This window comes from Pseudohalioglobus lutimaris (genome assembly GCF_002866825.1).
In the GTDB taxonomy this organism is placed as follows: domain Bacteria; phylum Pseudomonadota; class Gammaproteobacteria; order Pseudomonadales; family Halieaceae; genus Halioglobus; species Halioglobus lutimaris.
In genome coordinates, this window is the sequence record NZ_PKUS01000025.1 from 11,649 (window position 1) to 35,960 (window position 24,312).

The following is a 24,312-nucleotide window of genomic DNA, read 5'->3' on the forward strand; positions in this document are numbered from 1 at the left end:
CAAGGGTTCACTGCCCGTGGATCAGCGGAAGCTGTATCCGGCGTTGCCCCAGGGTTATGAGGTGCGTTTCGCCGTGCAGCTTCGAGAAGGCGAGTTGAGCGAATCGTATTTGCTTGCGGTCTCCAGTCGTATCGAAGCAATTCGAATGATGGTGGTGACCCCCCAGGGGCTGCCTGTCTATGAGGTGCAAACCAGCGTCGAGGGCACGCAGCTACAATGGCTCTCGCCCATGCGGCCTTCGTTGACACCGGACAAGGTGGCTCAATTAATGCTCATGGTATATGGCAAAAAAGAAGAGGTGCGGTCGGCTTTGAATTCAGGCTGGACTTTACAGTCAGTTCCCGGCTCGCGTGTGTATCGTTTCGAAGACCATGAAAGCGGTCAAATAGACGTGGTTTATGAGGGAGAATATCCCTGGTACAGGGAAGTGCAGGTCATTGAGCCGGCGAAAACGATGACGATCAAGATAAGAACTCTAGAGGCGGACGGTGTATTACCTTAATGATCTGGGTATTTTATGTACCCTCGGGGTAGGCAAGCCAGGCGTTTCGGCTGCTTTATTGGATCGGCGCGCGCCGCTGCCCGAACCCGCTGCCTTGTTCCAGCATCGTGGCCCCTATACCGTTGGTGCCGTCGAAGCGGACCTGCCCCCACTTCCACCGGGGCTTGAACGTTTCGAATGCCGCAACAACCGGCTCGCTCATGCCGCACTGGAGCAGATTCGCGAGGCGGTTTCCCGCGCGTTTGTGCGTCACGGAGCGGAAAGAATCGGTGTTGTCATGGCGACCAGTACTGCAGGTATTGACGAATCGGAGAAGGCGGTAAGGGCGCATCGGCAGGACGGGATCTACCCGCAGGGGTATCAGGCGGTGCAGGGGCAACTGGGCGGCCTCGGGGAGTTCGTAGCAGCCAGCCTTGAGTGCGCGGGCCCTGTCTATACCCTCTCTACCGCATGCTCTTCCAGTGGTAACGCCCTGTTGAGCGCCAGGCGATTGCTGGCGATGGATCTGGTGGATGCCGTGGTCGTAGGGGGTGTAGACAGCCTGTGTGAGATGACGCTACAGGGTTTTGGCGCACTGGAGGCGCAGTCCCGTTCTCACTGCAGGCCATTCACAGCTGGCAGGGACGGCATCAACCTCGGTGAGGCTGTCGCTATCTTTCTCATGAGCCGGGAACCGGCAGCTATTCGCTTCATGGGGGGGGCGGGCAGCTCTGATGCCCATCACATTTCCGCTCCGCACCCGGAGGGGCAGGGTGCGCTGCGGTCGATGAGCGGGGCCCTGCAAGATGCGGGGTTAACCCCGGCCGAAATCGGATATCTCAACTTGCACGGGACGGCTACCCCACATAACGACGCCATGGAGACCAGGGCGGTCAACGCGCTATTCGGAGAGTCCGTCCCCTGCAGTTCGACAAAGTCCATGACAGGCCACACCCTGGGGGCAGCGGGAGCACTGGAGCTCGGCTTGTGCTGGTTGTTGCTGTCCATGGATGAGCACTGGCGTCTGCCGCCGTCACTGTACCTCGCGGATCGCGACCCCGCGCTGGCGCCCGTTCTTCTGGTGGACCCTGACTCCATGGCGTACCGTAGGCCTCGCCATTGCATGAGCAATTCTTTTGCTTTCGGGGGCAGTAATGTGTCGCTGATAATAGGTGTCGCCAATGAGTAAGTTCCCGCCGGTTGAGAAGCTGGTGCCCCACGCTGGGCCTATGGTGCTGTTGGATGAGGTCTGTGAACATAGCGACGAGCACATTGCCTGCCGGGTAAAGGTGCGTGCTGACGGCTTGTTTGATTCAGGGGGCGCGGTGCCCTCCTGGCTCGGGATAGAGTACATGGCGCAGGCCGTGGCGGCATTTTCAGGGTATGCGGCCCGGTTGCGCGGAGAGAACGTGAAGATCGGCTTCCTGCTGGGAACGCGGCGTTTCGAGACTTCCGCAGCATCGTTCACCTGCGGTGAAACCGTCACCGTGCGTGCGCGGCAGGTGGTACTGGCTGGTGGCGGTATGTCCGCCTTTGAATGCGCTGTTTCAGGCAAGCATATAGAACAGCGGGCAATGTTGTCGGTGTACGAGCCGGATGAGGAAAATCCAATATTGGAAAGCGATAGATGATGGACGAAACAATTCTGGTTACTGGGTCAAGCCGGGGTATAGGTCGGGCCGTGGCGCTGCATTTGGCTGCGGCAGGCTATCGTATCGTCCTGCACTGTCGCCGTGAGTTAGAAAAGGCAGAGGAAGTCGGCAGGCAAATCGAGGCGGGGGGAGGAGTCGCTCGAATCCTGCAGTTCGATATCAGCGAACGTGAGGCTGTGGCGTCGATCCTGGAGCAGGACATGGAGGCGCACGGTGCGTACTACGGGGTTGTCTGTAACGCAGGCATCGCCAGGGATAATGCCTTCCCGGCCATGAGCGGGGATGATTGGGATGCTGTCATTCGCAGCAACCTGGATGGCTTCTACAACGTACTTAACCCGCTCATTATGCCGATGGTACGTCGGCGCGCGCCGGGCCGCATTGTCACGATATCGTCGGTTTCTGGTCTTATGGGAAACCGTGGTCAGGTCAATTACTCCGCTGCCAAGGCTGGTATAATTGGCGCCTCCAAGGCGCTTGCATTGGAACTGGCTAAACGAAAAATTACCGTTAACTGCGTCGCTCCGGGCTTGATCGATACCGATATGCTGGAAGAACTGCCGTTGGACGAAGTGACGCGCTCCATACCCATGCGTCGACTGGGAAGCCCTGAAGAGGTCGCGGCGGTAGTAAAGTTCCTGGTAAGCGAGGAGGCAAGTTACGTGACCCGGCAAGTGATTTCAGTAAATGGTGGATTGTTTTAGATGAAGCGTGTTGTTGTAACTGGAACCGGTTGTATTTCCTCACTGGGAAGTGACTGGGCGGAGGTAAGTGCACGCCTGAAAGCAGGCCGCAACGCCATCGTGCATATGCAAGACTGGGACCAGTACGAAGGCTTGTTTACCCGCCTGGGAGGCCCGGCAGAGTTTTCCAAGCCGGCCGAGTGGTCGCGCAAAGCGGTGCGTTCCATGGGCCGGGTAGCCATGATGGCGGTAAAGGCCTCAGAGCAGGCGCTCGCTGAAGCGGGCCTGCTCGGCGACGAGCTGCTTGCCAGTGGCGATGTCGGTGTGTCTTACGGCTCGTCTGCCGGCAGCACTTCGGCGACTGCGGACTTTGGCAACATGCTGATCAAGAAGCGTACCGATGGCTTGAATGCCACCAGTTATATTCGGATGATGAGCCACACCTGCCCGGTCAATATTGGCGTTTTTTTTGGTATCAAGGGGCGTATCTATACCACGTCCAGCGCTTGTACTTCTTCCAGCCAGGGCATTGGCTATGGCTATGAGGCAATTCGAAATGGCCTGCAGACAGTGATGGTCTGCGGCGGCGCAGAGGAGCTTTGTCCTACCGAGGCGGCAGTGTTTGATACGCTCTATGCCACTTCGACACGCAATGACCAGCCTTCGCTGACGCCCAGGCCGTTTGACCAGGACAGAGACGGCCTGGTGATCGGCGAAGGCGCCTGCACGCTGGTGCTGGAAGAACTGGAACATGCGCGGGCACGGGGTGCCACCATCTACGCGGAAGTGGTCGGTTTTGCCACCAATTCAGATGGGGCGCACGTCACACAGCCCGATTTGGACTCTATTTGCGTGGTACTGCAGCGAGCGTTGGACTCTGCTGGTGTGTCAGCCGCTGATATTGGCTACATCAGTGCACATGGCACGGCAACTGAAAGAGGCGATATCGCCGAGAGCCAGGCGGTGCTGAAAGTGCTCGGAGACAGGGTGCCAATCAGCGCCTTGAAAAGCTATACAGGGCATACTCTTGGCGCCTGCGGCTCTCTCGAGGCCTGGGTCACCCTGAATATGATGCGTGAAGGATGGTTCCATCCAACTCTCAACCTGGATCACGTCGACGAGCGCTGTGCGCCAATTGATTACATAGCCGGTGAGGGCAGGGACCTGGATTGCGACATTGCCATGTCTAATAACTTTGCCTTCGGGGGCATCAATACTTCACTGATTTTCAAGCGGATTTAGTAGTAGACCGGCAGTAATCCCACAAAGCGTTGAGGCGTCGGCCAGGGCTTTTCACGTAGGGGTTGTTTCGATCCCATGCGTAACCCGCGAGAATTGCGCTGATCATTGCGCGTATTTCCGGCGACTGTTGTTGATAAAAAATGATGTCCTGGAAACGACCGTCATACCAGGCAGTCACGAACTCCCGAAACGTATCCACGCCCTGCTGAAGGGGGAGGGCGTAGTCTGTTTGCCAGTCAACGTTTTCGCCACTTAACTGCCGGTGTAGCGCCGCGCTGGCGAGGCTGGCGGATTTCATGGCAATGGTGACGCCGGAAGAAAACACGGGATCAAGAAATTCACCTGCATTACCCAATAGCGCGTACTGATTGGAGGCGAGCTCGGAAACATTGGCGGAGTAGCCGGTTATGTTGCGTACGGGTGTATCCCACTCAGCGTCCTTGAGAATCTCTGCAAGTACCGGGTCCTCGCCCACTAACGTTTGCAGCTTCTGGTGGGGTTGGCCTTCATAGTTCTTGAGCAGCTCAGGATCAATCACCACCCCTAGAGAACTGCGACCGTTGCTGAAAGGAATGAGCCAATACCACACACCCTGAAACCGTGGGTGGACACTGATCAGAATCTTTTCTCTATCGAAAGCAGTGCTGGTGATTCTGTCTTCTACGTGGCAGAACAGAGACGATCTCACCGGAAAATCAGACGGAGACTCCAGGCCAAGCAAGCGGGGTAGAACCCTGCCGAACCCGCTGGCATCGAGCAAAAAGCGGGCTGTAAAAGTTTGCTGGGTCCCATCAGGGCGTTGACATTGAACGGTGGGTTCCGGCTGATCCAGGCTGACAGCGGTAATCTGATGTTGATAGCGAATGTCGGCCCCTGCATGCGCCGCCTCGTCTGCTAATAACTTGTCGAAATCAGCCCGGGGCACCTGGTAGGTTTCTCCGGGGCCCGGGGAGAATTTGTCGTTGAAGTCGAATTTGCTGAATTGACCGCGGCGCTGAAACATGGCGCCGTTTTTGACCTGGAAGCCAGCGCTGTTGACCGCATCGCTCATGCCCGCTTCAGATAGGAACTCCATGCATTGCGGTAGCAGGCTCTCGCCTATAGAGAACCGGGGAAACGTCTCCCGTTCCAACACCAGAACCCGGTATCCTCTTGCTACCAGCAGTGCGGCGGCCACCGAGCCGGACGGTCCGGCCCCTATGATCAGGACATCAAAGCGTTCGCTGGGTGTCTGCTGTGAGGTGCCGCTCAGTGGACTCACTCTGCCAGGGTCACAACGTCCCCGAGGAAAGTCACGCCGGCCATGATGGCTCCGTTACCACACTCAAACTCGGTTTCACTAACGAAATCGCCTTCCTTGTAATAGCTGCGGATGTTGATGACCGCGTTGCCGCCCTCTTTGCTTATCCTGTCCTGAAAACTCAGCATGGCAGACAGAAAGGCCCACTGACACGCGAACTCGTCGCTCTTGCCGAAGGCGTTAGTCTTCTTGTTGCTCATGAACTCGCCGTGATTTTTTTTCACGGGTGCGTGGGACTGCTTGCCGAACTTGAAGGTATAGCCCTTGTTGAGCTTTTCCCTGGCGGCTTCCAGATTCATTGCGTCTGCTATCGAATATCGGTTGCGGTCATCTCTGGCAGTAGCGGGGAAAGCTGAGAGGATGGAGAGGGCGATGAGGGTCAGAATAAGGTTTTTCATTGATGCCTCCATGGCTGCTTAAAACCCGAAAGAGTTTAGCAGTATTGAGCGTGATGCACACCCCGGTGTAGTGGTGACAGGGCGATCACCAGCCTCGCTGGCTGGCTGTTATCGAAGTGTTGTCCTCGCAACCAAAAATCTTCCTGGACGCAGTCTTCAAAGGTGGTGCTAAACCACGAGCATCATGTGGATTTTTTCCTGGCAGTTTGTGAGCATTAACCTGTAGCCGCGCTTGTACCTGCTAGCGAATCAGCCATAATGCGTGTCACTGCGTGATAATAATGTTGGATAAAGCAAAGGTGTTTCAGGAATGCTCTTCAGGGGTAGCTACAACCGATCGAGTAGCTTTGCAATGATGCCTGCCCTTTCATGGGCCTGCCTCGTTATGTTGCAAGTGTTTACGGTATCAACGGCAAAAGCGATAGAGGTGCTTTCAGCAAGAGAGCTCGCCTCGCATTGTGCGCGGCTTAAGAGCAACCCGGACGGCGTGGATGGGCAGTACTGCATCCGCTATATTCAGGGCTTCATCGACGGGGCCGTGGCCACTGATGCCCGCGTGATGCTGAATGCCGAGGACGCGATAGCTGGTGAGACCTTCAGCGAGCGCGCCATGCGTACCCGGCTGCCCAGTCGTGCAGACATCAATCGAGCGGCGGGTCTCGCGGGCTTTTGTCTGGGTGATCCCCTTCACCTGCGTGATGTAGTGGACGCGGTTGTGGCAGACCTGACAGATGAAAAAATGCAGGACGAGCCGGCGATGGACGTGGTCTATTCCTCACTGCAACAACAATTCCCCTGTGAACTATGAGTTTATTTTCCGTCAGGCACGCCTCTCAGCGAGGTGAAGCGCGTCTCCCGGCTGTGCTGCTTTTATTGTTGGTACTGGCAGCCTCCTGGATGCTCTGGTCGGGCTTGTACAAACCCCTGCTGCTGGGACTGGGCGCCTTCTCCTGCCTGCTAAGTGCCTACCTTGGCCATCGCATGGGTTTTTTCCGCCATCAGGCCCTGATGGGATTGTTGCCGCGACTGCCCGGCTACTGGTGGTGGTTGCTCGGTGAGATTGCGATGTCGAGTATTGAGGTGGCCCGACTGATCCTCAAGCCCGCCATGCCGGTTAGCCCGGTGCTGGTTGAGCTGGAGGCTCAGAGCGAGAGTGAGGTGGGACAGGTCATTCTGGGTAACTCCATCACCTTGTCTCCGGGAACCGTCACGCTGGATGTGCACAAAGGTAAATTCCTGGTCCACTGCCTTACCAGCGAGGGTGCCGAGGCATTGCGCTCCGGTGAGGTTGCTCGTCGGGCCGCTCGATTGGAGGGCAGCTGAGCATGTACGTTGTGGTATCAGTCGCTATTCTGGTCACCATGGTACTGGCTCTGGTGAGAGCCTTGTTGGGTCCCAGTGTTTACGACCGTGTTCTGGCGGTTAACGTTTTCGGTACCAAAACGGTGTTGTTGCTGTCGGTGATAGCGTTCCTGTATGGCCGGCCGGACTTTCTGGACCTGGCGTTGGCCTATGCCCTGATCAATGTGGTTGGCATTCTTGCCGTGCTGGAGTTCTTCCAGGATCGCTCCCGAAAGAAACAGGGTGTCGACAGTGATTGATATTGGGCTGGACATACTCAGTTGGGTATTACTGACTCTGGGGGGCGCCTGCGTGCTGATCGGCGGTATCGGTGGCCTGCGGCTGCCCGACTTCTATACGCGCATCCACGCTGCCAGCCTTACCGATACCATGGCGACCCTGCTCATTTTTGTTGGCATGATGCTGCAGTCTGGCTGGTCACTGGCCACGATGAAACTGTTTGCCATTATGCTGTTCCTGCTGCTCACCGGGCCTACGGCCACCTATGCACTGGCGAATGCCGCGTTGTTGTCTGGTCTCAAGCCGGGCGATAAGGGCGCACAGGGAAAATACGGGGAAAACGTCGAATAATGATCTATGTATTTGCGCTGTTCCTGCTGACGTTGTTGGTGATTACCGCAGTCGCCATTGTGCACACGCACAATCTTTTCGTGGCGGTGATGCTGACCTCTATTTTCAGCCTGTTGATGGCTACCAACTTTTTTATACTCGACGCCGCTGATGTGGCACTGACCGAGGCCGCCGTGGGAGCCGGCGTGACCACCGTGATCTTCCTCAGCGCCCTGGCCCTGACCGGGGAATGGGAGAAACCGCGACGCGGTGGCCGTGTCATTACCATCGGTACAGTTGTTGTGCTGGCCCTGCTGATTATCTACGCCACCTTCGACAAGCCGCGCCTGGGTGACCCGGATGCGCCCGTACATCAACACGTTGCACCCTGGTATCTGGAGAAGACACCTGAGCACATTGATATTCCCAATGTGGTCACTGCTATCCTGGGCAGCTATCGCGGTTACGACACACTTGGCGAAGTGCTGGTGGTTTTTGTTGCCTGTATCGGTGTGCTGTTTATTCTCGGCGTCAAGCCTGCCGGGCAATCCACGGTGTTGCCCGCGCAACCATCGGGTTTGCGCCATCACCTGATACCGCAAGTGGTTGGGCGCTTGCTGGTGCCCTTTATCGTGCTGTTCGGGCTTTATGTGCAGTTTCATGGTGAGTATGGCCCGGGGGGCGGATTCCAGGCGGGCGCGATTATTGCCACTGGCGTCATCCTTTACGCCCTGCTCGAAGGCGAGGCGGAGGCATTGCGCGCGGTACCGCGCTCGGTGCTGTTGGCGTTGGTCGTGGGCGGTGCCTTGCTCTATGGCGCGGTGGGCGTGGTGTGTATGCTCAAGGGCGGGGCCTTCCTCGATTATTCGGTGCTTGCCGCCGACCCGGTATTAGGGCAGCAGTTGGGTATCCTGGTTATTGAGGCGGGTGTAGGTATGGCGGTATGTGGTGCGCTGTTGTCCATCTTTCATGCGTTCGCCGCGCGCGAGGGCGTCGCATGAAACTGCTGGAGCTACTTGGCTATTACAACTACTGGGTGTTCGCTATCGTATTGATGGTAGGCCTGTACGCAGTGATCAGCAAAGCCAACCTGATCAAAAAACTTATCGGCCTGTCGATTTTCCAGTCTGCGGTGTTTCTGCTGTATATCACCATGGATAAAGTGGAAGGCGGCACCGCGCCGATCATTCAGGCCGGCGTAGAGGACCAGATATTTTCCAACCCGCTGCCGCAGGTGTTGATACTCACAGCGATCGTTGTTGGGGTATCCACGCTCGCCCTGGGTCTGGCCATTGTGGTTCGTATCAAGGAATCCTATGGCACCATTGAAGAGTACGAGATCCTGGACGCTGACTGATTGATATGAACCTTACCGACCAGCTTCCCGCATTGCAGGTAGTGGTGCCGATGTTGTCCGCACCGCTGATAGTCCTGTTGCAACCACGTGGCCTGGCCTGGGCCGGCGCGACCGCTGCCGGGCTGGTGAGTTTTGCCATTGCCGTGGCGCTGGCCAGTGCCGTGCTGGGCGGCGAGACACTGACCTATTCCATGGGGGGCTGGCCCGCTCCCTATGGCATAGCCTTGGAGGTTGATGCGTTCAGTGCGCTTCTGCTGCTGATCGTAACCGGGGCGGGAGCCGCTGCACTACTCGCCGCCAGGCCCAGCGTGGACAAGCAGATAGAGCTTGGGTTACAGCCGCTTTTCTACGCTGCCTGGCTGCTGGGCCTCACCGGCCTTGTCGGCATTGTGGTGTCTGCAGACGCCTTCAATATTTTTGTATTCATGGAAATTTCTTCGCTGGCCAGCTATATCCTGATCGCCGGTGGGCCTGATCGCCGCGCGCTGCCTGCCGTGTTCAAGTACCTGATCATGGGCACCATTGGCGCGACGTTCTACCTGATTGGTGTCGGCCTTATCTACATGATGACCGGCACGCTCAACCTCGCTGATATGGAAGCGCGCATCGGGGACGTAGTGGCGCTCAACCCGATATTGGTGGCGGCCGGATTTATCACCATCGGGCTGGCGCTAAAGGCTGCTGTGTTCCCGCTGCATGTGTGGCTGCCGAATGCCTACACCCACTCGCCGCATATGGTGACGGTTTTCCTGGCCGCCTGTGCGACCAAGGTAGCGCTGTACGTGTTGATTCGCTTCGACACCTCGGTATTCCAGGCCAAGCTCGATACCCATGAAATGCAGTTCGCCTTGTTTGCGATGCCGCTGGCTATTCTCGGCATTCTGGTGGCTTCCGCAGTCGCCATGTTTGAAGGGCACCTCAAGCGATTGCTGGCCACGTCGTCGGTCGCGCAAATTGGCTACATTCTGCTGGGTGCCAGTTTTGTCAGCCACGCGGGACTCACTGCCGGCGTCATGCATATGTTCAATCACGCCCTGGCCAAGGGTGGACTGTTCCTCGCCGTGGCCTGTATTGGCTACCACTATCGCGACCTGCGCCTGAGTCAGCTTGGTGGTGTCGCTGCACGCATGCCCTGGACGTGTGGCGCGTTGTTACTGTGCGGGTTGAGCCTGATCGGCATCCCCGGCACCGCGGGCTTTATCAGCAAGTGGTTGCTGATTACGGCCGCGCTGGAGAGCGGCCCCTGGGGCTGGACGCTGGTAGCGGTGATCCTGGTCAGTTCACTGATGGCGGTGGTATATATCTGGCGAATCGTCGAGGCGCTTTATTTCCAGGCGCCTGTTGAAAGCGACACGCCCGTTTCGGAGGCGCCTCTACAACTCTTGCTGGTGACCTGGGGTGTTGCGCTCTTGAACGTTGTTTTCGGCCTGTTTCCTGCGATCCCGCTGGCGTTGGCTAACGCCAGCGCCAGTCTGTTGACCGGGGGTGCGCCATGAGCCCGGAGACGGCCATCCTGGTCGCCATCAGCCTGCCATTGGCAGGCGCGCTGGCAATCGCTCTGTCCGGGCGCATCCACCCCAATCTGCGCGAGGGGGTAACCCTGGCGACTGCGGCTGCCCTTATCTGGGTGGTCTGGGGCCTATTGCCAACGCTGATGGCCGGCGGCAGGCCGGCTGTTGAGGTAAGCCAGATCATGCCGGGGCTGACCATCGCCTTTCGCGTTGAGCCGTTGGGCATGTTATTCGCGGCCCTGGCGTCCGGGCTGTGGCTGATCAATTCCATCTACTCCATAGGCTACATGCGCGGTAACGCAGAGAAAAACCAGACGCGCTTTTACGTCTGCTTCGCGCTGTCGCTCGCTGCCACCATGGGCGTGGCTTTCTCCGGTAACCTCCTGACCCTGTTTTTGTTCTATGAACTGCTCACGCTGTCCACCTACCCACTGGTGGCGCACAAGGGCGATGAGGCCACCGTGCGCTCGGCACGTGTTTACCTGGGCATTCTGCTCAGCACCTCCATAGGTTTGTTCCTGCCCGCTATTATCTGGACGTATATGGTGGCCGGAACGGGTGATTTCGTTCTGGGCGGCATCTTGTCGGGCAAGCTGGCGGGCCCGGAGGTAGGCCTGTTGCTGGGCTTGTTTGTCTATGGTATCGGCAAGGCCGCGGTGATGCCGGCGCATCGCTGGCTGCCGGCGGCGATGGTCGCACCCACACCGGTCAGTGCCCTGCTGCACGCTGTTGCCGTGGTCAAGACCGGCGTTTTTGCGATTACCAAGATTATTGTTTATATATTCGGCGTCGATTTTCTGTTCGCCACGCCCAGCTCCGGCTGGTTGCTGTACGTGGCGGCATTCACCATCATCGTCGCCAGCCTGGTGGCCCTGCGGCAAACCAATATCAAGCGCCTGCTGGCCTATTCAACGATCGCCCAGCTCTCCTACGTGGTGATGGCCGCGGCCATTCTCAAACCGCTGGCTGAGGTCGGCGCCGCGATTCATATGGTGGCGCATGCCTTTGGCAAAATCACCCTGTTCTTCGCCGCCGGTGCCATCTATGTGGCGTCGAAGAAAACAGAAATATACCAGCTGCGCGGCATTGGCAGGCGCATGCCCTGGACCATGGCTGCGTTTACCATCGGCGCCCTGAGTATGATTGGCGTCCCGCCCACTGCCGGCTTCGTCTCCAAGTGGTATATCCTGGCCGGCGCCTTCGAGGCGGAAAACCTGGTGGCGGTGTTCACTATCATTGCCAGTACGGTTTTGAATGCCGCCTACTTCCTGCCGATTTTGTACATGGCCTGGTTCGAGCGCGAAGAGCCCGGCGGCAAAGAACATGGTGAGGCGCCTTTTGCCGCGGTGCTGGCGCTGTGTATCACCGCGCTGCTGACGCTGGGCTTTTTCCTGTTCAATGGGCCGGTGATTGAACTTGAGAGCCAGGTCGTGAGGGGGCTCACCTGATGAGTGACAACAGTAAACATAGTCAGGCGGATGAACAGCTGCACTGGCTGGTTCGACCAGCCACCATTCGCAAGCTGTGGATAGGCTTCAGTGTTGTGCTCGCGCTCACGGTTGTAGCCCAGTCAGTAATCTATGTGAAAGGCTACTTCGGCATCGATGCCTGGTTTGGTTTTGGTGCCGTGTACGGTTTTGCCAGCTGCCTGCTGATGGTACTGGTGGCCAAAGTGCTGGGCGTGGTGCTCAAGCGCCCAGGGGACTATTACCAGGAACCGGGCGCTACGCATTCAACCAATGACAGCAAGCGCGTTGTAGAGGAGTCCGTCGATGGGACTTGAAACGCTCTCCCCCGCGCTGATCCTGTTACTGGCGGCCGTGCTCATCGGTCTGCTCAGGGGGCACGCGCGCACCGCGGTTGTGTTGTTGGCGCCACTGCTCACACTGTGGGCCGTGTGGCAGGTACCCGACGGTGTGCAGGGCACGGTAAAGTTTCTCTCCTACTATATTGAGCCTGTTGAAGGTTCTCCCCTGCGGCGTTTGTTTGCCACGGTTTTTGCCATCATGGTGTTCGTCGGCGGACTTTATGCCTACCGTGTGGCGCGATGGTACGAGCTCTCGGCAGCCTTTGCCTATGCGTCAGGGGCAGTGGGCGTTTGTTTCGCCGGTGACCTGATTACCCTGTTCCTCTACTGGGAATTGATGGCCCTGTTCTCCACGGTTGTGGTGTGGTGTGGTGGCACGCCTGCGGCGCGGGCTGCAGGTATACGTTATGCCATCATGCACCTGCTGGGCGGTGTCATACTCAAGGTGGGTATCGAGGGAGTGGTCGTCGGTACCGGCTCCATCCAGGTCCAGCCCATGCTCGCCCACGATTTCAGTACCTGGATGATACTCATCGGTATCCTGATAAACGCTGCTGCGCCTCCCGTTTCAGCCTGGTTGGCCGACGCCTATCCGGAATCCAGCCCCACGGGCTCCGTTTTCCTGTCGGCGTTTACCACCAAGACCGCGGTACTGGCACTCATCCTGCTGTTCCCCGGGGAACCGGTACTGATCGGTGTTGGCCTGTTCATGGTGATGTACGGGATTATCTATGCGCTGCTGGAGAATGATGCCCGGCGCATACTGGCGTACTCCATTGTCAACCAGGTTGGCTTCATGGTTTGCGCCGTGGGCATCGGCACGCAGATGGCGCTCAACGGCGCAGCGGCGCATGCCTTTGCGCATATCATCTATAAAGCGCTGTTGTTCATGAGTGCCGGCGTGGTTATCTATCGCACCGGCAAGAGCAAGTGTACGGACCTGGGCGGCCTGTTCCGTACCATGCCGTTGACCACAGCCTGCGGCATTATCGGTGCACTGGCGATTTCCAGTTTTCCGCTCACTTCCGGCTTCACCACCAAAAGCATGATTTCCCAGGCCGCGGTGGATGAAAGTCTGGTTGTGGTTTACATGCTGCTGACTGCCGCCTCCGCTGGCGTATTCCTGCACGCGGGTATCAAGTTTCCCTGGTTTGTCTTTTTCCAACGTGATTCAGGACTGCGTCCCAAGGACGCCCCCTGGAATATGGGCCTGGCGATGGTTCTCTTCGCCGGTCTGTGCATTGTTCTCGGTGTGTTCCCCGAACTGCTCTATTCGCTGTTGCCCTACCCGGTGGAGTACGTGCCCTATACGGCGGGCAAGGTGCTGTTTTATCTGCAACTGCTGCTGTTCTCTGGCCTTGCGTTCTTCGTGCTGCTGCCGTTGATGAAGCGTACCGAGACCATAAGCCTGGACACCGACTGGCTGTGGCGTCGTGCCGGACCTGCGCTGCTCCGACTGGCTGAGAAGGGACTTGCGATAATGGGGGCCGTTATCGACAGGCTGCGGTTGCGCTCGCAGCAGCTTGCCCAGCGCCTGGCCACGCGTTACCTCGGCCAGCCCCACACAGCCGACAGCAAGGAACGTGGCGTGTTCGCGCGCTCCTGGCCGATCGGCACGACAGCTTTGTGGATCGCAGGTCTGCTCTCGGCGTATGTGTTGTTGTATTACCTGTAACCTTCCTGAACACCTGGTGTGGGGTGCATCAAAGGCCGATTCTATGCGCTGGGTCTGCTCACAAAGGCTGGTAACCGAGAATGGACGAGGGCAGACGAATCCAGTGTCTCTTTAGCGCACCGGTTGTCAGCGGCGGCGCCGCTGGTCGTCCCGGGCAGCCAGGAATATCGCCGAGATTCCGCTGATAGCCGAGGCCAGGGCAACCACCACCACGGTGGTAACGACCCCCCGATGAAGAAAAACGGCTACCAGTGCCGGCCCCATGGAAACCCCCAGGGCCTCTACACCCGGAGCCAAAGGTAGCAATGGTCTGGCCGCGGGTGAATGGGCGATGCTGCCCAGAAAGTTGGCGATGCCCAGATTCCACGAAAAGCCCCAGAGTGAAATCGCCAGCAGATAGGCGAGCGGCCCTCCGCCAAAACTGAACACGGACATTGCAATACACTGCATAACCAGCACGGAGAGCAGCAGTGACTCGCGCCTGATTCGATTACTCATTGCCAGGGCAGTGAGTGACCCTGCCGCCTGGCAGACCAGTGAAAGACTCAAGTACAGACCTAGTTTGCCACCCTGCACGCCGCTGGCGTCACCGAGAGATTCCGCATAGGTCCAGACTGCACCCAGGTTCACGGCATAGGTAAATAAACCGATAGTGGGAAGCAGGCTCGCCGGTCGAGTCAGGTGAAGGTGGGTCAGGTTCGCCGCTTTTGATGTCTCTCTCGCAGGCAGGCGGCCGCTGAGGACCAGGCCCAGTGTAGCGGTTCCGGCGATCAGGCTGGTAACAGATGTCCAATCCCAGTTAATACCAAGGGGGGGCAGCAGCGCCAGTGCGCAGACGGCATAGATCATGTTTGACAGGCTGAGCAGGGCGAAGGCAGCGGTCGCATTGCTGCGCCGACCGAGTAACACGAGGGCGCCAGAATAGGCCAGACCGTCTCCAAGCAGGCCGGTCAAGAATCTGAGCAGAAGTAACCCTTCGAAGCCGCTGGCATATTGTGACGAGAGATTGCCCGCGAGGATGCCGACCAGACCCAGGCGGCAGAGCACTGCACAGCCCAGTCGCGGTGCGAGTAACAAGCTGAACAGCGACGCGAGTGCCAGGCCAGCGATTTCGGCAGTCATCAGATAACCGATTTGGCTGTCGCTCAGGGCCAGCGCATCACTGGCAGCTGGAAGCAATACCGGGGCGAGGTTAAAAGCGGCTGCACCACTCATGCCCGCAAGCAGAACGGCGGGCAGCTGCAAGGGTGTGGCCTCGCGGGCCCGAATACGCATTCCCGCGTTCAGTGTTCGCCAGTGCTCAGGGCAAGGCCTGCCGCAGCGAGTCCGCTGAGAATCTCCTCCACCAGGGAGTCCTCAAGGACAAAACAACTCAGCCAGCGGCGACCGAGTCTCGGAAATTCAGGCCGAGAGTCGAGTAAAAGCGCCAATTGCTTCTCCGCACCAGCCGTGTCCCCGAGTTTCCCGAGGATTGCTGCGCGTAGCATGGGTTGCCAGAACAATGGAGAAGGGCGGAATTGATCTGCGACGGCAAGCGCTTGATCGTAGAGGCCTTGTCGGTACGCGTTGAGGCAGGCGGGGTAGCTCAAACTGTGCGGCGCCGTCGGCATCAAGGTCTGAATTTCGGATAGCACCTCGCAGCCGCGCTGCCATTCGCCAGCGAGCGCCACCGCCAGCGCTGCGTCTCCGCGGTAACCCGGAGAAAGATGCTGGTCATCCAACAAGGGGCCTAACACCTGCATCAACTCTGCTTTTTGCCTGGCCCGCAGCAGCGCGTAGCCCAGTGCAAGTTTACAGGTGGCGTTTTCCGGGGCCTGGGCGAGTGCGCGCCGGGCCAGGGCGATTGACTCTTCTGGCAGGGGCCCTTCTTCGGTGAAGCCCAGTGCGTAGCCGGCGCGTCGCGCATCGACCAGTAAGGAAAGTAGAACCGCATTCTCGGGATCGCGCGGCGCAGCATACTCCAGCGCCCTGCGGGCTGCCTGGTAGCTCTCCATGCTATGCCGGTTGAAGTAACGATAAAAAAGGAGTGTAGCCTCCTCGCTGGTGAAAGATGATTTGTGCTCGGGGTGAATGGCTTCCATCAGTGATTGATTGATGGTGCCTGAATACACGTCCGCTGTGCGCGCAAGAATTGTGGTCACAATCTCATCCTGCACGGCCAGTATGGCATCCTCCCGCCAGACCCTGTCAATCCGTTCGGCCCACAGGATTTCCCCGCTGGCCAGGCTTTGCAGACTGGCATTGACGCGCAGACGCGACTGGTCTCGCTGGACGCTGCCATGCAGCATAAAGCCCGTAAATTGCTGCGACGCATCGTCCGCTCTCTGGTGCGGAATAATGCGCAGACAGGGCAGCCTGGCCAGGGTGATTTCCAGCTCATCCGTCAGGCTCTGAGCCAGACTGTTTGCACCCGAAGATGCGTCCCTGCACTCGAAAGATGTCACCAGCAGCGTCTGCCGGGACGAGAGGTCCTCTGTCTTGAGCGCTGTCGCAGGCGGCCTCTCCCCGACACGCTCGAAGCAGGGTAGGTAGTGCCCCTTTGGAATACTGATCCGGTATTCATAACAATTTTTGGTAGCTGCATAGTAAGCGTCGATTGCCTTGCGCAGCTTGATCATCTCCACTCGCACAATGGCGTCCAGCTCGGGATCAAACTCATCGCCGCGGCCAAATATGGTCGCGGCCAGTTCGCGCTGATTGAGCACCCGCTCGTTGCCATCGAGGGCGCTCTCTACCAAATGGGTCAATAGCTTACGCAGGCGGGGGGAAGCCGGAAAGTCGCGGCTGGCAATCAGGTGCTCCAGGTCTTCGCGCACGCCAGTGGTTGCCCAGTCTTCGGGCGAATGTGACCGCGCTGGTCTGGCAGGCGTCATCACAGTCAATCTCTCCACTTTTTCTGCGCGTTAACAACGGAGTTAACGGTCGGTTATTGAAAACGGTAACTTTCTTAACCTACCACCACGCAGTGAATATAGCCACACTTCCCCCTACACACATGTCGTCACAGCGATGAGAGCAACCATGATAAGAACAGTCAGACATATGCAAGAAACTAATCACCCCGCTGAACGAAATGCGCCGACGGCATGGGCGAAGCTGCTCGCAGCAGTCCTGCTATGTGGCGCGACCGGGGCGGTGCAGGCGCAGTTGGTCGGCTCTCCCGATGAGCACCCGGCGATGGTCGACCCGATCGATAAAGGTGAGCAGCCCATTGTCCATCTCAATCCGGATGACCCCGGATACGATGCCTGGCGAGTGGTTCGTGAAGACCTTGCGGAAGGGCGTGAGCCCGGCCCGATCAATGTGCAGCGCTACAAGGGTGGATTCCCGTGGATTGGTATCCCCACCTTTTTCCATCTGCCGGTCGCGTTGACGCCGGAAGATCTCAAAGCAGGTGAAGTCGACGTGGCAATCATGGGTGCTGAACTGGTGGGCGGCATGCGTGCGCGCACCTGGGGCCCGATGGAAATGCGTAACCCACATCGCTCGGAGATATACCACCTGTGGGGAGAGTGGGCCATGCCGGAGTTGGATTCCGGATTAGCCTGGGAGCGTGAATTGCGGGTGGTGGACTACGGGGACGCGCCGATGGAACCGCTGAGCCTTGAGAGAACCATTCCGGAAGTACGCAAGCTCGTACGCCAGATTGCCGGCGTAAAACTGAAAAATGGCAAACAGACTGTGCCCATCATTGTCGGTGGTGCTCACGCCCTGATGTATCCGGATTACGCGGCCCTTGCAGACGTCTATGGTAAAGACAAGATCGGGGTTATCCATTTTGACGCCCACCAGGACTATGCACCGACCGGTTTTGGCCATATCCATACCCACGGCAACCCGGTGCGCGCGTTACTGCTTGAGGGTTTTCTGGAAGGCGATAAGTTCGTACAGGTTGGCCTGCGCGGTCCCACCTCTACCGATGTACCCACGCTTAAGGAGGCCCGTGCCGCCGGTATTCGGTATCACACCATGGCTGAGGTAGAGAAGCGAGGCTGGGAAGCAGTGATGGAGGATGCTCTGAAAGAGGTGCGGGAGCAGGCCGACTACCTGTTTATCTCCTTCGACGTGGATGTAATAGACCCGACGTTCATGCCCGGCACGGCAACACCCGAACCGGGTGGTCTCTATATCCGCGAGGTTTTGCCGATGATGCGCCGCTTGTGCGCCGAGAACGATATTGTCGGCGTCGAAATCGTTGAGTTAAAGCCGGATGCGGATGTGGGGTACACCTCGGTGCAAAATGCCAAGGCGGTGCTGCGCCAATGCCTGAACGGTATGGCCATGCGCAAGAAAGGCCTGACCGAGCCCGGGTACTTGCATCCGGTGATGGTAGATGACGGTCACTGAGCCCAGCAAACTCAAGGCCTTAGATGCAATGACAGGTTACCTGAGAAAAGCGCTCGCAGAACCACTGGTCGGCTTTACCCTTCTGGCCGGAATGATTTTTGCGGTCTGGAACGTCTGGGGTGAGCCTGAAGCTGAGTTGATTGTCATTACCCGGGACAGAGTGGCTGCGCTGGCTGAAGAGCATCGCCTGCTTGAAGGTCGCGCACCCTCAGCGGAGCAATTAGAGCAGCTGGTGCAGCGACACATCGACGAGGAAGTACTGGTGCGCTCAGCCTATGCGCTAGGCCTGAACCGTGGCGATGGGAGGGTGCGTCGACAACTCATCAATAAGATGAGTTTTGTAGTTGAGCAGGAGCCGGGCGAGCCAACCGAGGCCGATCTTCAGGCAATGTACCTGGCGAACCCGGAGCGTTACCAGAGCCCCGCCCAGGCCGATCTTGTGCAGGTTCATACTGGAGAGGACGCGGTTGACGCGCAGACAGTGCAGGCGCTTGCCAGCGGTTCCCTGGAGCCCTCGATACTGGGGCGGGTCAGTCAGGTCTATGGTGTGATGGACATAGAAATAGCGGAGGCGATTGGTGCGGAGAACGCAGCGGTATTGGCTGCTGCGGCTCCGGGTAGCTGGCATGGGCCGTATAGTGGGCCGCAGGGGTTGTTGCTGGTCAAGCTTGTTGAGCGACGCCCGCAGGCCGAATTTCCCAGGGACCAATTGCAGCGTTACTTGCGCGAGGACTGGTATATAAGCCAACGACAGGCACTGCGCAGGCAGCAACTCGATACGCTGCGCCGTGGCTACCGTGTTGAAGTGGAGGCCTTCAAGCCATCGCTGCAGGTTGCGGGGTCGTAATGTAATGCCTGCTTTGCGTAGTTGGCTGTCTCGCGCGCAACGGCTGGCGACCTGTGCCTCTGTCATGCCGCTAGTGTTCGCTTTACTGCTGGCACCCGCTGCGTCTGCCCACGACACCGGGGTAGCCAGTATCGTGTTGCAAGAGAATGCACCCAACCAGTTCCTGCTGCAGGTCAAACTGCCCGAGAATATCGAACCTGAACCACCGGGTGTGCCAGCAAGTTGCCAGGTGACCGCTGGCGGCTCCCGGACGCTGCCGTCGCGCAATCGACTCGATATCTGGGCGCTGTCGTGTATGGGTCCTGTGGCGGCTGGGGAAGGTATCGATTTTCCATGGCGCAGGGAAGCGGTGGCCGTGCAGGCGACGTTACTGGACGGCAGCGAGCGTACGTTCTTCATCAATATCAGCGAGCGAGGCAGCAAGCTGACGTTCGACGAAATGCGCGAAACCGCGCGACCGATGTGGCAGACGTTAGAAGACTATTTCACCCTGGGCGTTGAGCATATCCTCAGTGGTTGGGATCACCTGGCGTTTGTATTGGCGCTGTGCCTGATCGCCAGCGGCCGCCACCTGGTCGCCCTGGTCACTGCCTTCACCGTGGGCCATTCGTTGACGCTTGCACTGGCCGTTATCGGTTGGGTGAATGTACCGATACCCGCAGTGGAGGCCTGCATTGCCCTGTCCATCGCCTTTGTAGCGCGCGAAGTGCTGCGGCCCTCCCCAGGAAAAAACAGGGGGGTGCCTATAGCGCTGCTCTTTGGCCTGCTGCACGGTCTCGGTTTTGCCAGTGCGCTCAATGAGATCGGGTTTCGTCAGGGAGAACTGTTAGCGGGTCTGGTGGCTTTTAACATCGGTGTGGAAGCCGGGCAGCTCCTGTTTGTCTGCCTGGTGCTGGCGCTTGCGCTGCTTGTGCGCCCTCTCGCTTTTCCCCTACAGGCTCGCGCGGCCACGGCCTGCCTGCTCGGTGCACTGGGGATGTTCTGGACCATCGAGCGGGTGGCGTCCTTTGCGGTCTGAGTCCGCCCGTTAGGGCCTTATGATGCGCAAGCTGCAGTTGTCGCTAGGTATGCTCGCCGTTGCCGGCGCGGCCGCCGGCGAAGAGACGGGCGAACGCCCCCATCAAACGAGTTACGGTGAATTGTCTGTGCTCGAAGAGTACCGCGATCCTGCTCAGCGCACCGGCCATCTCGCGATGGCCCCGGCCATTGATGCCCTGCAGCCCTACTTTAACTTCAAGGCATCCTTGAGTGAGCGCGCAGGCATCCACTACGTGGTCGAGTATGCCCCTCTCTTTCAAACGCAACTGGATGGTGGTGCAGGTAATACGGCTGGCGATGAGGCCAACTTTATCCTCAAGTGGACGCCAACTGTAGCGGACAGCGACGATGAAAACGGCTTACTTGCCTGGTATCAGTTTCAGAATACCTTCACCGAGCACAATACCAGCGAGTTCATGCAGCGAATGGGGGTTCTGTCGCCGCTCAATGGGGGCGTCACCGGGGAGGGCAATGGCTCGTCCGATTTTCTGCAGCACTTTGCCTGGGAACAGCACTTTGGCGAACGCTGGCGCCTGATGGCAGGCAAGCTGACCAGCCGCGTACTGCTGAACCTCAATCGCTATGCGATCAGCGATCGCGAGGATTTCTTTTCTCCCATGCTGGTGAACAATCCGGTTGTACCCTACACCGGCCGATTGGGCCTGGGTGCTTTCGTGGAGTACAAGGAGGAGCAATGGTACGTATCGACCATGGTTCGCCAGGCGGGTGGCACCAGTCAATGGTTTGAGTTCGACGAACTGCACGCCGATGAATTGGAGTACGTGGCCGAGATTGCGCTGACGCCGGAAAATGTTTTTGGCCTGGGAGAGGGCGTATATCGCTTTACCCCGTCGTGGACAGACGCGGTGGGTGACGGCGTTGCTGCGCAGCCATCGGGCTGGAGCATTTCCGTTAGTGCCGACCAGGACATTGGTGACAAGCTGGGCGCTTTATTCCGCTATGCCTATGCCAACGAAGACTTTCGCGACTTCAAACAGAGGCTTTCCCTGGGCGCGCAGATCAAGCAGCCGCTGGGCATGCAGAATGATCGAATTGGCGTGGGTGCCTGGTGGGGTGAGCCAACCGACCGCGACCTTGACGGCGAGTACGGGCTGGACGCGTTCTGGATGATTCAGGTCGCTCCCTTTATGGAGCTCAGCGCTGACCTGCAATTAGTGCTGGACCCTGCGCTGAGCAACCGGAATCAGGCGTGGATGGGGGGCTTGCGCATGCGGTTTGTATTCTGACTTTTGCCAACCGAGATTTATCAGGGTCTCCTCAGCGTAGTCATGGGGAGGCCAGGGAGAAAGGCAATGAAAAAGACGCTATTGATTATCACCTTACGGGGTCTCGGTCTCGCCGGCGCAATCGCCTGCAGCGATCTGGCAATGGCTGTGGATGGTGGTGAGAGCAAACCCAAAACCGCCTATTTTGGTGAGCTGCACCTGCATACGGCCTGGTCTCTGGACGCCTATGGCTTTGGCAATCAGGTAGTCGGCCCGGATGAGGCCTATCGCTTTGCCCAGGGTGAAGAAGTGGCCATACCCGGTGGCGGCAAAACACGTATCACCCAACCACTGGATTTCGCCTCGGTGGTGGAGCACGCGGAATGGCTGGGCGAGATGCGCATGATCCTTTCCCCCGACCACGAGAAATACAATAACCCCTTTGCACGCAATGCCAGGGCGGGGGACGAGAACTTTTTCAAGACCATCCTCGCGGCAGAGGACGAGGGACGGCGCCCACCGGACTTTTCCGGAAAGCAAGGTGAGTTTGCCGCGCAGACAGCCGGCGATGTCTGGCGGGACATTGTCGAGATCACCGAACGCTACAACCAGCCGGGTACATTCACCACGTTACACGGTTTCGAATGGACGGCGGCACCCGACGGCAGCAACCTGCATCGCAACCTTTTTTTCCGCAGCGACAAGTTGCCTGTACTACCCGTATCCTGGTTTGAGGCACGTACTGTAGAAGAACTGTGGACCTGGATGGAGACCACCGGCGGTGGCCCGGAACGGGTGCTCGCCATTCCGCACAATGCGAACATGTCCGGTGGCCTGATGTTCAAACCAGCCTACTCTGACGGTAGGCCTATTGATGCGGAGTACGCACGCCGCCGCGCCACCAATGAGCCATTGTTCGAAATAGTACAGGCCAAGGGCGCGTCGGAGAGCAGTCCACAGTTTGCTCCCAACGACGAGTTCATCAACTTTGAACTGGTCGGCGATGTCAATTTTGTCGGGCAGGTGGACCCGTCACCCCATAACTGGGTGCGCGAAGCCCTGAAAAACGGCATGGCGTTGAAGCAGAAGTTGGGCGTGAATCCGTTCGGCTTTGGCATTGTAGCAGCGACCGACCAGCACAACGGCCTGATGGGCGATACCGACGAGTTCGACTTCAACGGTTCGCACGGCCTGGGTGATGCCACGCCGGCGGCACGCCTCAATGCGAATATGGAAGTCTTTGACCTGCGGCTACTCAATCCCGGGGGGCTGACCGGAGTATGGGCCGCAGCCAATACCCGAGAGGAAATCTGGAACGCGATGCGCCGGAAGGAAACCTTCGGCACCAGTGGCGTACGCATTAAAGTGCGTCTCTTCGGCGGCGGGGCGCTGACATCAGGGATGGCATCCAATGTGGATCTTGCCGCCCTGGGTTATGCTCGGGGTGTCCCCATGGGCGGGGTACTCGACAGACTCGAGACCGCCCCGGGTTTCCTGGTGCAGGCCATTCGCGACCCGCAAAGCGGCAATCTGGACCGCATCCAGATCGTCAAAGGCTGGCTGACAGCTGACGGCGAAGTCTATGAAAAGATCTATGATGTCGTCTGGTCTGGAAACAGGCAATTGGATAAGGCTGGTCGCTTGCCAGCAGTGGGCAACACAGTTGATGCAGCCAGGGCCACTTTTGAAAACTCCATCGGCGCCGACCAGTTGTCCGGCTTCTGGCGCGATCCTGATTTCGATCCGCAACAGCCTGCGTTCTATTATGCCCGGGTTCTGCAGATACCCACGCCGCGATGGTCGACCTACGACGCTGCCAGGGCCGACCTTGCCTTGCCCAATGACGTGCCCGCCGCTATCCAGGAGCGCGCCTGGACCTCGCCTATCTGGTATACGCCGTGACAGGTATATGGAGAAACGCCATCGCTGCGCTCTGCGTATTTGCGTTCCTTTTCGCCAGGCCCCTGCAGGCGGCAGAGGGCGCAGTGAGTCTCTATGCCCCCGGTTTTTTCAGTGCCATGGCGGGCGTCATGCCTGAGGCGGGCACCTATGGCGACTTTCAGGTGTGGCTGTATGACGGGAACCTGAACGAGGCGTTCCTGGAAAACCAGGTGGTGAGCAAGATTGATTCGCAGATGGCCGTGCCCATGCTCTCGGTGATGCACGTGACCGAGCTTAGCTGGCTGGGCGGCCGATATGGCTTCAGCATCATGGGCAGCTACCCTTCTGTGGATGTGGGTGCCACACTCACCGCAGCTAACCAGCCTTTGCGCGACAAGGACTCTGCCAGCGGCCTTGGCGACCTGACCCTGACTCCACTGATTCTGGGCTGGCACGATAGCAACTGGCACAGCATGTTTATGCTTAACGCCTACCTGCCCACTGGCGGATGGGATGAACACGACCTGGCTACCACCGGTCTGAATCGCCCCGCCCTGGAGCCCATGTACAACCTGACCTACCTGAGTGAGGAGACCGGTCGCGAACTGTCACTGGCGGTCGGTTACACCATTAACTTCGGCAATGAGGATACGGACTACGAGTCGGGAGATGAATTCCATCTGGATTTCACTCTTGGCCAGTGGTTTGCCAATCACTGGATGGCCGGTGTCGCCGGTTACTGGTTTCAGCAGGTTACCGCCGACGACGGAGCGCCAGACGTGCTCGGCAGCAATAAGGGGAGAGTGTTGGGTGCCGGCCCTATTGTCAGTTATGTGACCACGCTTTCCGGTGGCAATGAGCTGCTGCTGTCGGCGCGTTACTACCACGAATTCGGCGGTACCAATCGACTGGAAGGAGATGCATTGTGGTTGAGACTCAGTTTCGGCATCTGACTT

At 58.5% G+C, this 24,312-nt stretch carries 25 protein-coding genes; 21 read left to right on the forward strand and 4 right to left on the reverse strand.

Features of this window, described 5'->3' with window-relative positions; all coding sequences use genetic code 11:
- The first annotated feature begins 16 nt into the window (after window positions 1-16).
- The 5 genes from C0039_RS15765 to C0039_RS15785 are packed head-to-tail and all read left to right on the forward strand — an operon-like array spanning window position 17 to window position 4,058.
- Window positions 17-502: a DUF3261 domain-containing protein gene (locus tag C0039_RS15765; RefSeq protein ID WP_133126034.1), complete on the forward strand. Its 486-nt coding sequence runs from the start codon at window positions 17-19 to the stop codon at window positions 500-502.
- Window positions 489-1,670: a beta-ketoacyl-ACP synthase gene (locus C0039_RS15770; protein WP_101518632.1), complete on the forward strand. Its 1,182-nt coding sequence runs from the start codon at window positions 489-491 to the stop codon at window positions 1,668-1,670. Before C0039_RS15765 ends, C0039_RS15770 begins: the two co-directional genes overlap by 14 nt.
- A complete protein-coding gene (locus C0039_RS15775) occupies window positions 1,663-2,112 on the forward strand; it encodes a hotdog family protein (RefSeq protein WP_076000099.1) in 450 nt (149 codons plus the stop codon). Before C0039_RS15770 ends, C0039_RS15775 begins: the two co-directional genes overlap by 8 nt.
- Window positions 2,112-2,837, forward strand: a complete 726-nt coding sequence (gene fabG / locus C0039_RS15780; protein WP_076002242.1) for a 3-oxoacyl-ACP reductase FabG — start codon at window positions 2,112-2,114, stop codon at window positions 2,835-2,837. The genes C0039_RS15775 and fabG overlap by 1 nt, the downstream gene beginning before the upstream one ends.
- Entirely contained in the window at window positions 2,838-4,058 is a 1,221-nt protein-coding gene (locus tag C0039_RS15785; RefSeq protein ID WP_101518633.1) for a beta-ketoacyl-ACP synthase, read from the forward strand.
- On the opposite strand, the gene C0039_RS15790 is transcribed toward C0039_RS15785, so the two are convergent.
- Both C0039_RS15790 and C0039_RS15795 read right to left on the reverse strand, forming a co-directional pair.
- Complete coding sequence (locus tag C0039_RS15790; RefSeq protein WP_243391639.1) at window positions 4,045-5,319, reverse strand: NAD(P)/FAD-dependent oxidoreductase; 1,275 nt, start codon at window positions 5,317-5,319, stop codon at window positions 4,045-4,047. The two genes, C0039_RS15785 and C0039_RS15790, sit on opposite strands and share 14 nt — an antisense overlap.
- Window positions 5,316-5,756 (reverse strand): excinuclease, encoded by a 441-nt coding sequence (locus tag C0039_RS15795; RefSeq protein ID WP_101518634.1) that lies wholly within the window; start codon window positions 5,754-5,756, stop codon window positions 5,316-5,318. Before C0039_RS15795 ends, C0039_RS15790 begins: the two co-directional genes overlap by 4 nt.
- 385 nt (window positions 5,757-6,141) lie before the next feature.
- Here C0039_RS15795 and C0039_RS15800 point away from each other — a divergent pair, with 385 nt between their 5' ends.
- Genes C0039_RS15800 through C0039_RS15845 form a run of 10 tightly spaced genes read left to right on the forward strand, consistent with a single transcriptional unit; the run spans window position 6,142 to window position 14,017 of the window.
- On the forward strand, window positions 6,142-6,564 hold the full coding sequence (locus C0039_RS15800) for a Rap1a/Tai family immunity protein (protein ID WP_198171907.1): 423 nt from the start codon (window positions 6,142-6,144) through the stop codon (window positions 6,562-6,564).
- A complete protein-coding gene (locus C0039_RS15805) occupies window positions 6,561-7,079 on the forward strand; it encodes a Na+/H+ antiporter subunit E (protein WP_076000102.1) in 519 nt (172 codons plus the stop codon). The genes C0039_RS15800 and C0039_RS15805 overlap by 4 nt, the downstream gene beginning before the upstream one ends.
- A 2-nt stretch (window positions 7,080-7,081) precedes the next feature.
- Window positions 7,082-7,357, forward strand: coding sequence for an MrpF/PhaF family protein (locus C0039_RS15810; protein WP_232334943.1), 276 nt, complete (start codon window positions 7,082-7,084; stop codon window positions 7,355-7,357).
- The gene (gene mnhG / locus C0039_RS15815; RefSeq protein WP_076000103.1) at window positions 7,341-7,688 is read left to right on the forward strand and encodes a monovalent cation/H(+) antiporter subunit G; all 348 of its coding nucleotides are present in this window, start codon (window positions 7,341-7,343) and stop codon (window positions 7,686-7,688) included. Before C0039_RS15810 ends, mnhG begins: the two co-directional genes overlap by 17 nt.
- Entirely contained in the window at window positions 7,688-8,668 is a 981-nt protein-coding gene (locus C0039_RS15820; protein WP_076000104.1) for a DUF4040 domain-containing protein, read from the forward strand. Before mnhG ends, C0039_RS15820 begins: the two co-directional genes overlap by 1 nt.
- Window positions 8,665-9,024: a cation:proton antiporter subunit C gene (locus tag C0039_RS15825; RefSeq protein WP_076000105.1), complete on the forward strand. Its 360-nt coding sequence runs from the start codon at window positions 8,665-8,667 to the stop codon at window positions 9,022-9,024. Before C0039_RS15820 ends, C0039_RS15825 begins: the two co-directional genes overlap by 4 nt.
- 5 nt (window positions 9,025-9,029) lie before the next feature.
- Complete coding sequence (locus tag C0039_RS15830; protein ID WP_101518635.1) at window positions 9,030-10,520, forward strand: monovalent cation/H+ antiporter subunit D family protein; 1,491 nt, start codon at window positions 9,030-9,032, stop codon at window positions 10,518-10,520.
- Window positions 10,517-11,983, forward strand: coding sequence for a monovalent cation/H+ antiporter subunit D family protein (locus C0039_RS15835; protein ID WP_101518636.1), 1,467 nt, complete (start codon window positions 10,517-10,519; stop codon window positions 11,981-11,983). The genes C0039_RS15830 and C0039_RS15835 overlap by 4 nt, the downstream gene beginning before the upstream one ends.
- Window positions 11,983-12,318, forward strand: coding sequence for a hypothetical protein (locus tag C0039_RS15840; protein WP_076000107.1), 336 nt, complete (start codon window positions 11,983-11,985; stop codon window positions 12,316-12,318). Before C0039_RS15835 ends, C0039_RS15840 begins: the two co-directional genes overlap by 1 nt.
- Window positions 12,308-14,017 (forward strand): Na(+)/H(+) antiporter subunit D, encoded by a 1,710-nt coding sequence (locus tag C0039_RS15845; RefSeq protein ID WP_101518637.1) that lies wholly within the window; start codon window positions 12,308-12,310, stop codon window positions 14,015-14,017. The genes C0039_RS15840 and C0039_RS15845 overlap by 11 nt, the downstream gene beginning before the upstream one ends.
- 126 nt (window positions 14,018-14,143) lie before the next feature.
- Here C0039_RS15845 and C0039_RS15850 read toward each other — a convergent pair whose 3' ends face one another.
- Entirely contained in the window at window positions 14,144-15,292 is a 1,149-nt protein-coding gene (locus C0039_RS15850) for an MFS transporter (RefSeq protein ID WP_101518638.1), read from the reverse strand.
- Window positions 15,293-15,300: 8 nt separating this feature from the next.
- Window positions 15,301-16,890: a hypothetical protein gene (locus C0039_RS15855; RefSeq protein WP_076000110.1), complete on the reverse strand. Its 1,590-nt coding sequence runs from the start codon at window positions 16,888-16,890 to the stop codon at window positions 15,301-15,303.
- A 169-nt stretch (window positions 16,891-17,059) separates the two neighbouring features.
- On the opposite strand from C0039_RS15855, the gene C0039_RS15860 reads away from it, so the two are divergent.
- The 6 genes from C0039_RS15860 (at window position 17,060) to C0039_RS15885 (ending at window position 24,309) form a co-directional block, all read left to right on the forward strand.
- A complete protein-coding gene (locus C0039_RS15860; RefSeq protein WP_207796472.1) occupies window positions 17,060-18,364 on the forward strand; it encodes an agmatinase family protein in 1,305 nt (434 codons plus the stop codon).
- Window positions 18,351-19,211, forward strand: a complete 861-nt coding sequence (locus C0039_RS15865) for a peptidyl-prolyl cis-trans isomerase (protein ID WP_101518639.1) — start codon at window positions 18,351-18,353, stop codon at window positions 19,209-19,211. The genes C0039_RS15860 and C0039_RS15865 overlap by 14 nt, the downstream gene beginning before the upstream one ends.
- A 4-nt stretch (window positions 19,212-19,215) precedes the next feature.
- Window positions 19,216-20,229 (forward strand): HupE/UreJ family protein, encoded by a 1,014-nt coding sequence (locus C0039_RS15870; protein ID WP_084179553.1) that lies wholly within the window; start codon window positions 19,216-19,218, stop codon window positions 20,227-20,229.
- A 19-nt stretch (window positions 20,230-20,248) separates the two neighbouring features.
- Window positions 20,249-21,496, forward strand: coding sequence for a carbohydrate porin (locus C0039_RS15875; protein WP_076000112.1), 1,248 nt, complete (start codon window positions 20,249-20,251; stop codon window positions 21,494-21,496).
- Window positions 21,497-21,562: 66 nt separating this feature from the next.
- Window positions 21,563-23,377 carry a DUF3604 domain-containing protein gene (locus C0039_RS15880; protein WP_165787162.1) on the forward strand — a complete coding sequence of 605 codons (1,815 nt, stop codon included), beginning with the start codon at window positions 21,563-21,565 and terminating at the stop codon, window positions 23,375-23,377.
- Window positions 23,374-24,309 (forward strand): SphA family protein, encoded by a 936-nt coding sequence (locus tag C0039_RS15885; RefSeq protein WP_101518642.1) that lies wholly within the window; start codon window positions 23,374-23,376, stop codon window positions 24,307-24,309. The genes C0039_RS15880 and C0039_RS15885 overlap by 4 nt, the downstream gene beginning before the upstream one ends.
- The last annotated feature ends 3 nt before the right edge of the window (window positions 24,310-24,312 follow it).

What these genes read in the sequence shown, in the direction of transcription:
- C0039_RS15775 (WP_076000099.1), top strand. Translation starts at nt 1,663, where the DNA reads ATGAGTAAGTTCCCGCCGGTTGAGAAGCTGGTGCCCCACGCTGGGCCT.
- fabG (WP_076002242.1), top strand. Translation starts at nt 2,112, where the DNA reads ATGGACGAAACAATTCTGGTTACTGGGTCAAGCCGGGGTATAGGTCGG.
- C0039_RS15785 (WP_101518633.1), top strand. Translation starts at nt 2,838, where the DNA reads ATGAAGCGTGTTGTTGTAACTGGAACCGGTTGTATTTCCTCACTGGGA.
- C0039_RS15795 (WP_101518634.1), bottom strand. Translation starts at nt 5,756, where the DNA reads ATGAAAAACCTTATTCTGACCCTCATCGCCCTCTCCATCCTCTCAGCT.
- C0039_RS15800 (WP_198171907.1), top strand. Translation starts at nt 6,142, where the DNA reads ATGTTGCAAGTGTTTACGGTATCAACGGCAAAAGCGATAGAGGTGCTT.
- C0039_RS15805 (WP_076000102.1), top strand. Translation starts at nt 6,561, where the DNA reads ATGAGTTTATTTTCCGTCAGGCACGCCTCTCAGCGAGGTGAAGCGCGT.
- C0039_RS15810 (WP_232334943.1), top strand. Translation starts at nt 7,082, where the DNA reads ATGTACGTTGTGGTATCAGTCGCTATTCTGGTCACCATGGTACTGGCT.
- C0039_RS15820 (WP_076000104.1), top strand. Translation starts at nt 7,688, where the DNA reads ATGATCTATGTATTTGCGCTGTTCCTGCTGACGTTGTTGGTGATTACC.
- C0039_RS15825 (WP_076000105.1), top strand. Translation starts at nt 8,665, where the DNA reads ATGAAACTGCTGGAGCTACTTGGCTATTACAACTACTGGGTGTTCGCT.
- C0039_RS15830 (WP_101518635.1), top strand. Translation starts at nt 9,030, where the DNA reads ATGAACCTTACCGACCAGCTTCCCGCATTGCAGGTAGTGGTGCCGATG.
- C0039_RS15835 (WP_101518636.1), top strand. Translation starts at nt 10,517, where the DNA reads ATGAGCCCGGAGACGGCCATCCTGGTCGCCATCAGCCTGCCATTGGCA.
- C0039_RS15840 (WP_076000107.1), top strand. Translation starts at nt 11,983, where the DNA reads ATGAGTGACAACAGTAAACATAGTCAGGCGGATGAACAGCTGCACTGG.
- C0039_RS15845 (WP_101518637.1), top strand. Translation starts at nt 12,308, where the DNA reads ATGGGACTTGAAACGCTCTCCCCCGCGCTGATCCTGTTACTGGCGGCC.
- C0039_RS15850 (WP_101518638.1), bottom strand. Translation starts at nt 15,292, where the DNA reads ATGCGTATTCGGGCCCGCGAGGCCACACCCTTGCAGCTGCCCGCCGTT.
- C0039_RS15855 (WP_076000110.1), bottom strand. Translation starts at nt 16,890, where the DNA reads ATGACGCCTGCCAGACCAGCGCGGTCACATTCGCCCGAAGACTGGGCA.
- C0039_RS15860 (WP_207796472.1), top strand. Translation starts at nt 17,060, where the DNA reads ATGCAAGAAACTAATCACCCCGCTGAACGAAATGCGCCGACGGCATGG.
- C0039_RS15865 (WP_101518639.1), top strand. Translation starts at nt 18,351, where the DNA reads ATGACGGTCACTGAGCCCAGCAAACTCAAGGCCTTAGATGCAATGACA.
- C0039_RS15870 (WP_084179553.1), top strand. Translation starts at nt 19,216, where the DNA reads ATGCCTGCTTTGCGTAGTTGGCTGTCTCGCGCGCAACGGCTGGCGACC.
- C0039_RS15875 (WP_076000112.1), top strand. Translation starts at nt 20,249, where the DNA reads ATGATGCGCAAGCTGCAGTTGTCGCTAGGTATGCTCGCCGTTGCCGGC.
- C0039_RS15880 (WP_165787162.1), top strand. Translation starts at nt 21,563, where the DNA reads ATGAAAAAGACGCTATTGATTATCACCTTACGGGGTCTCGGTCTCGCC.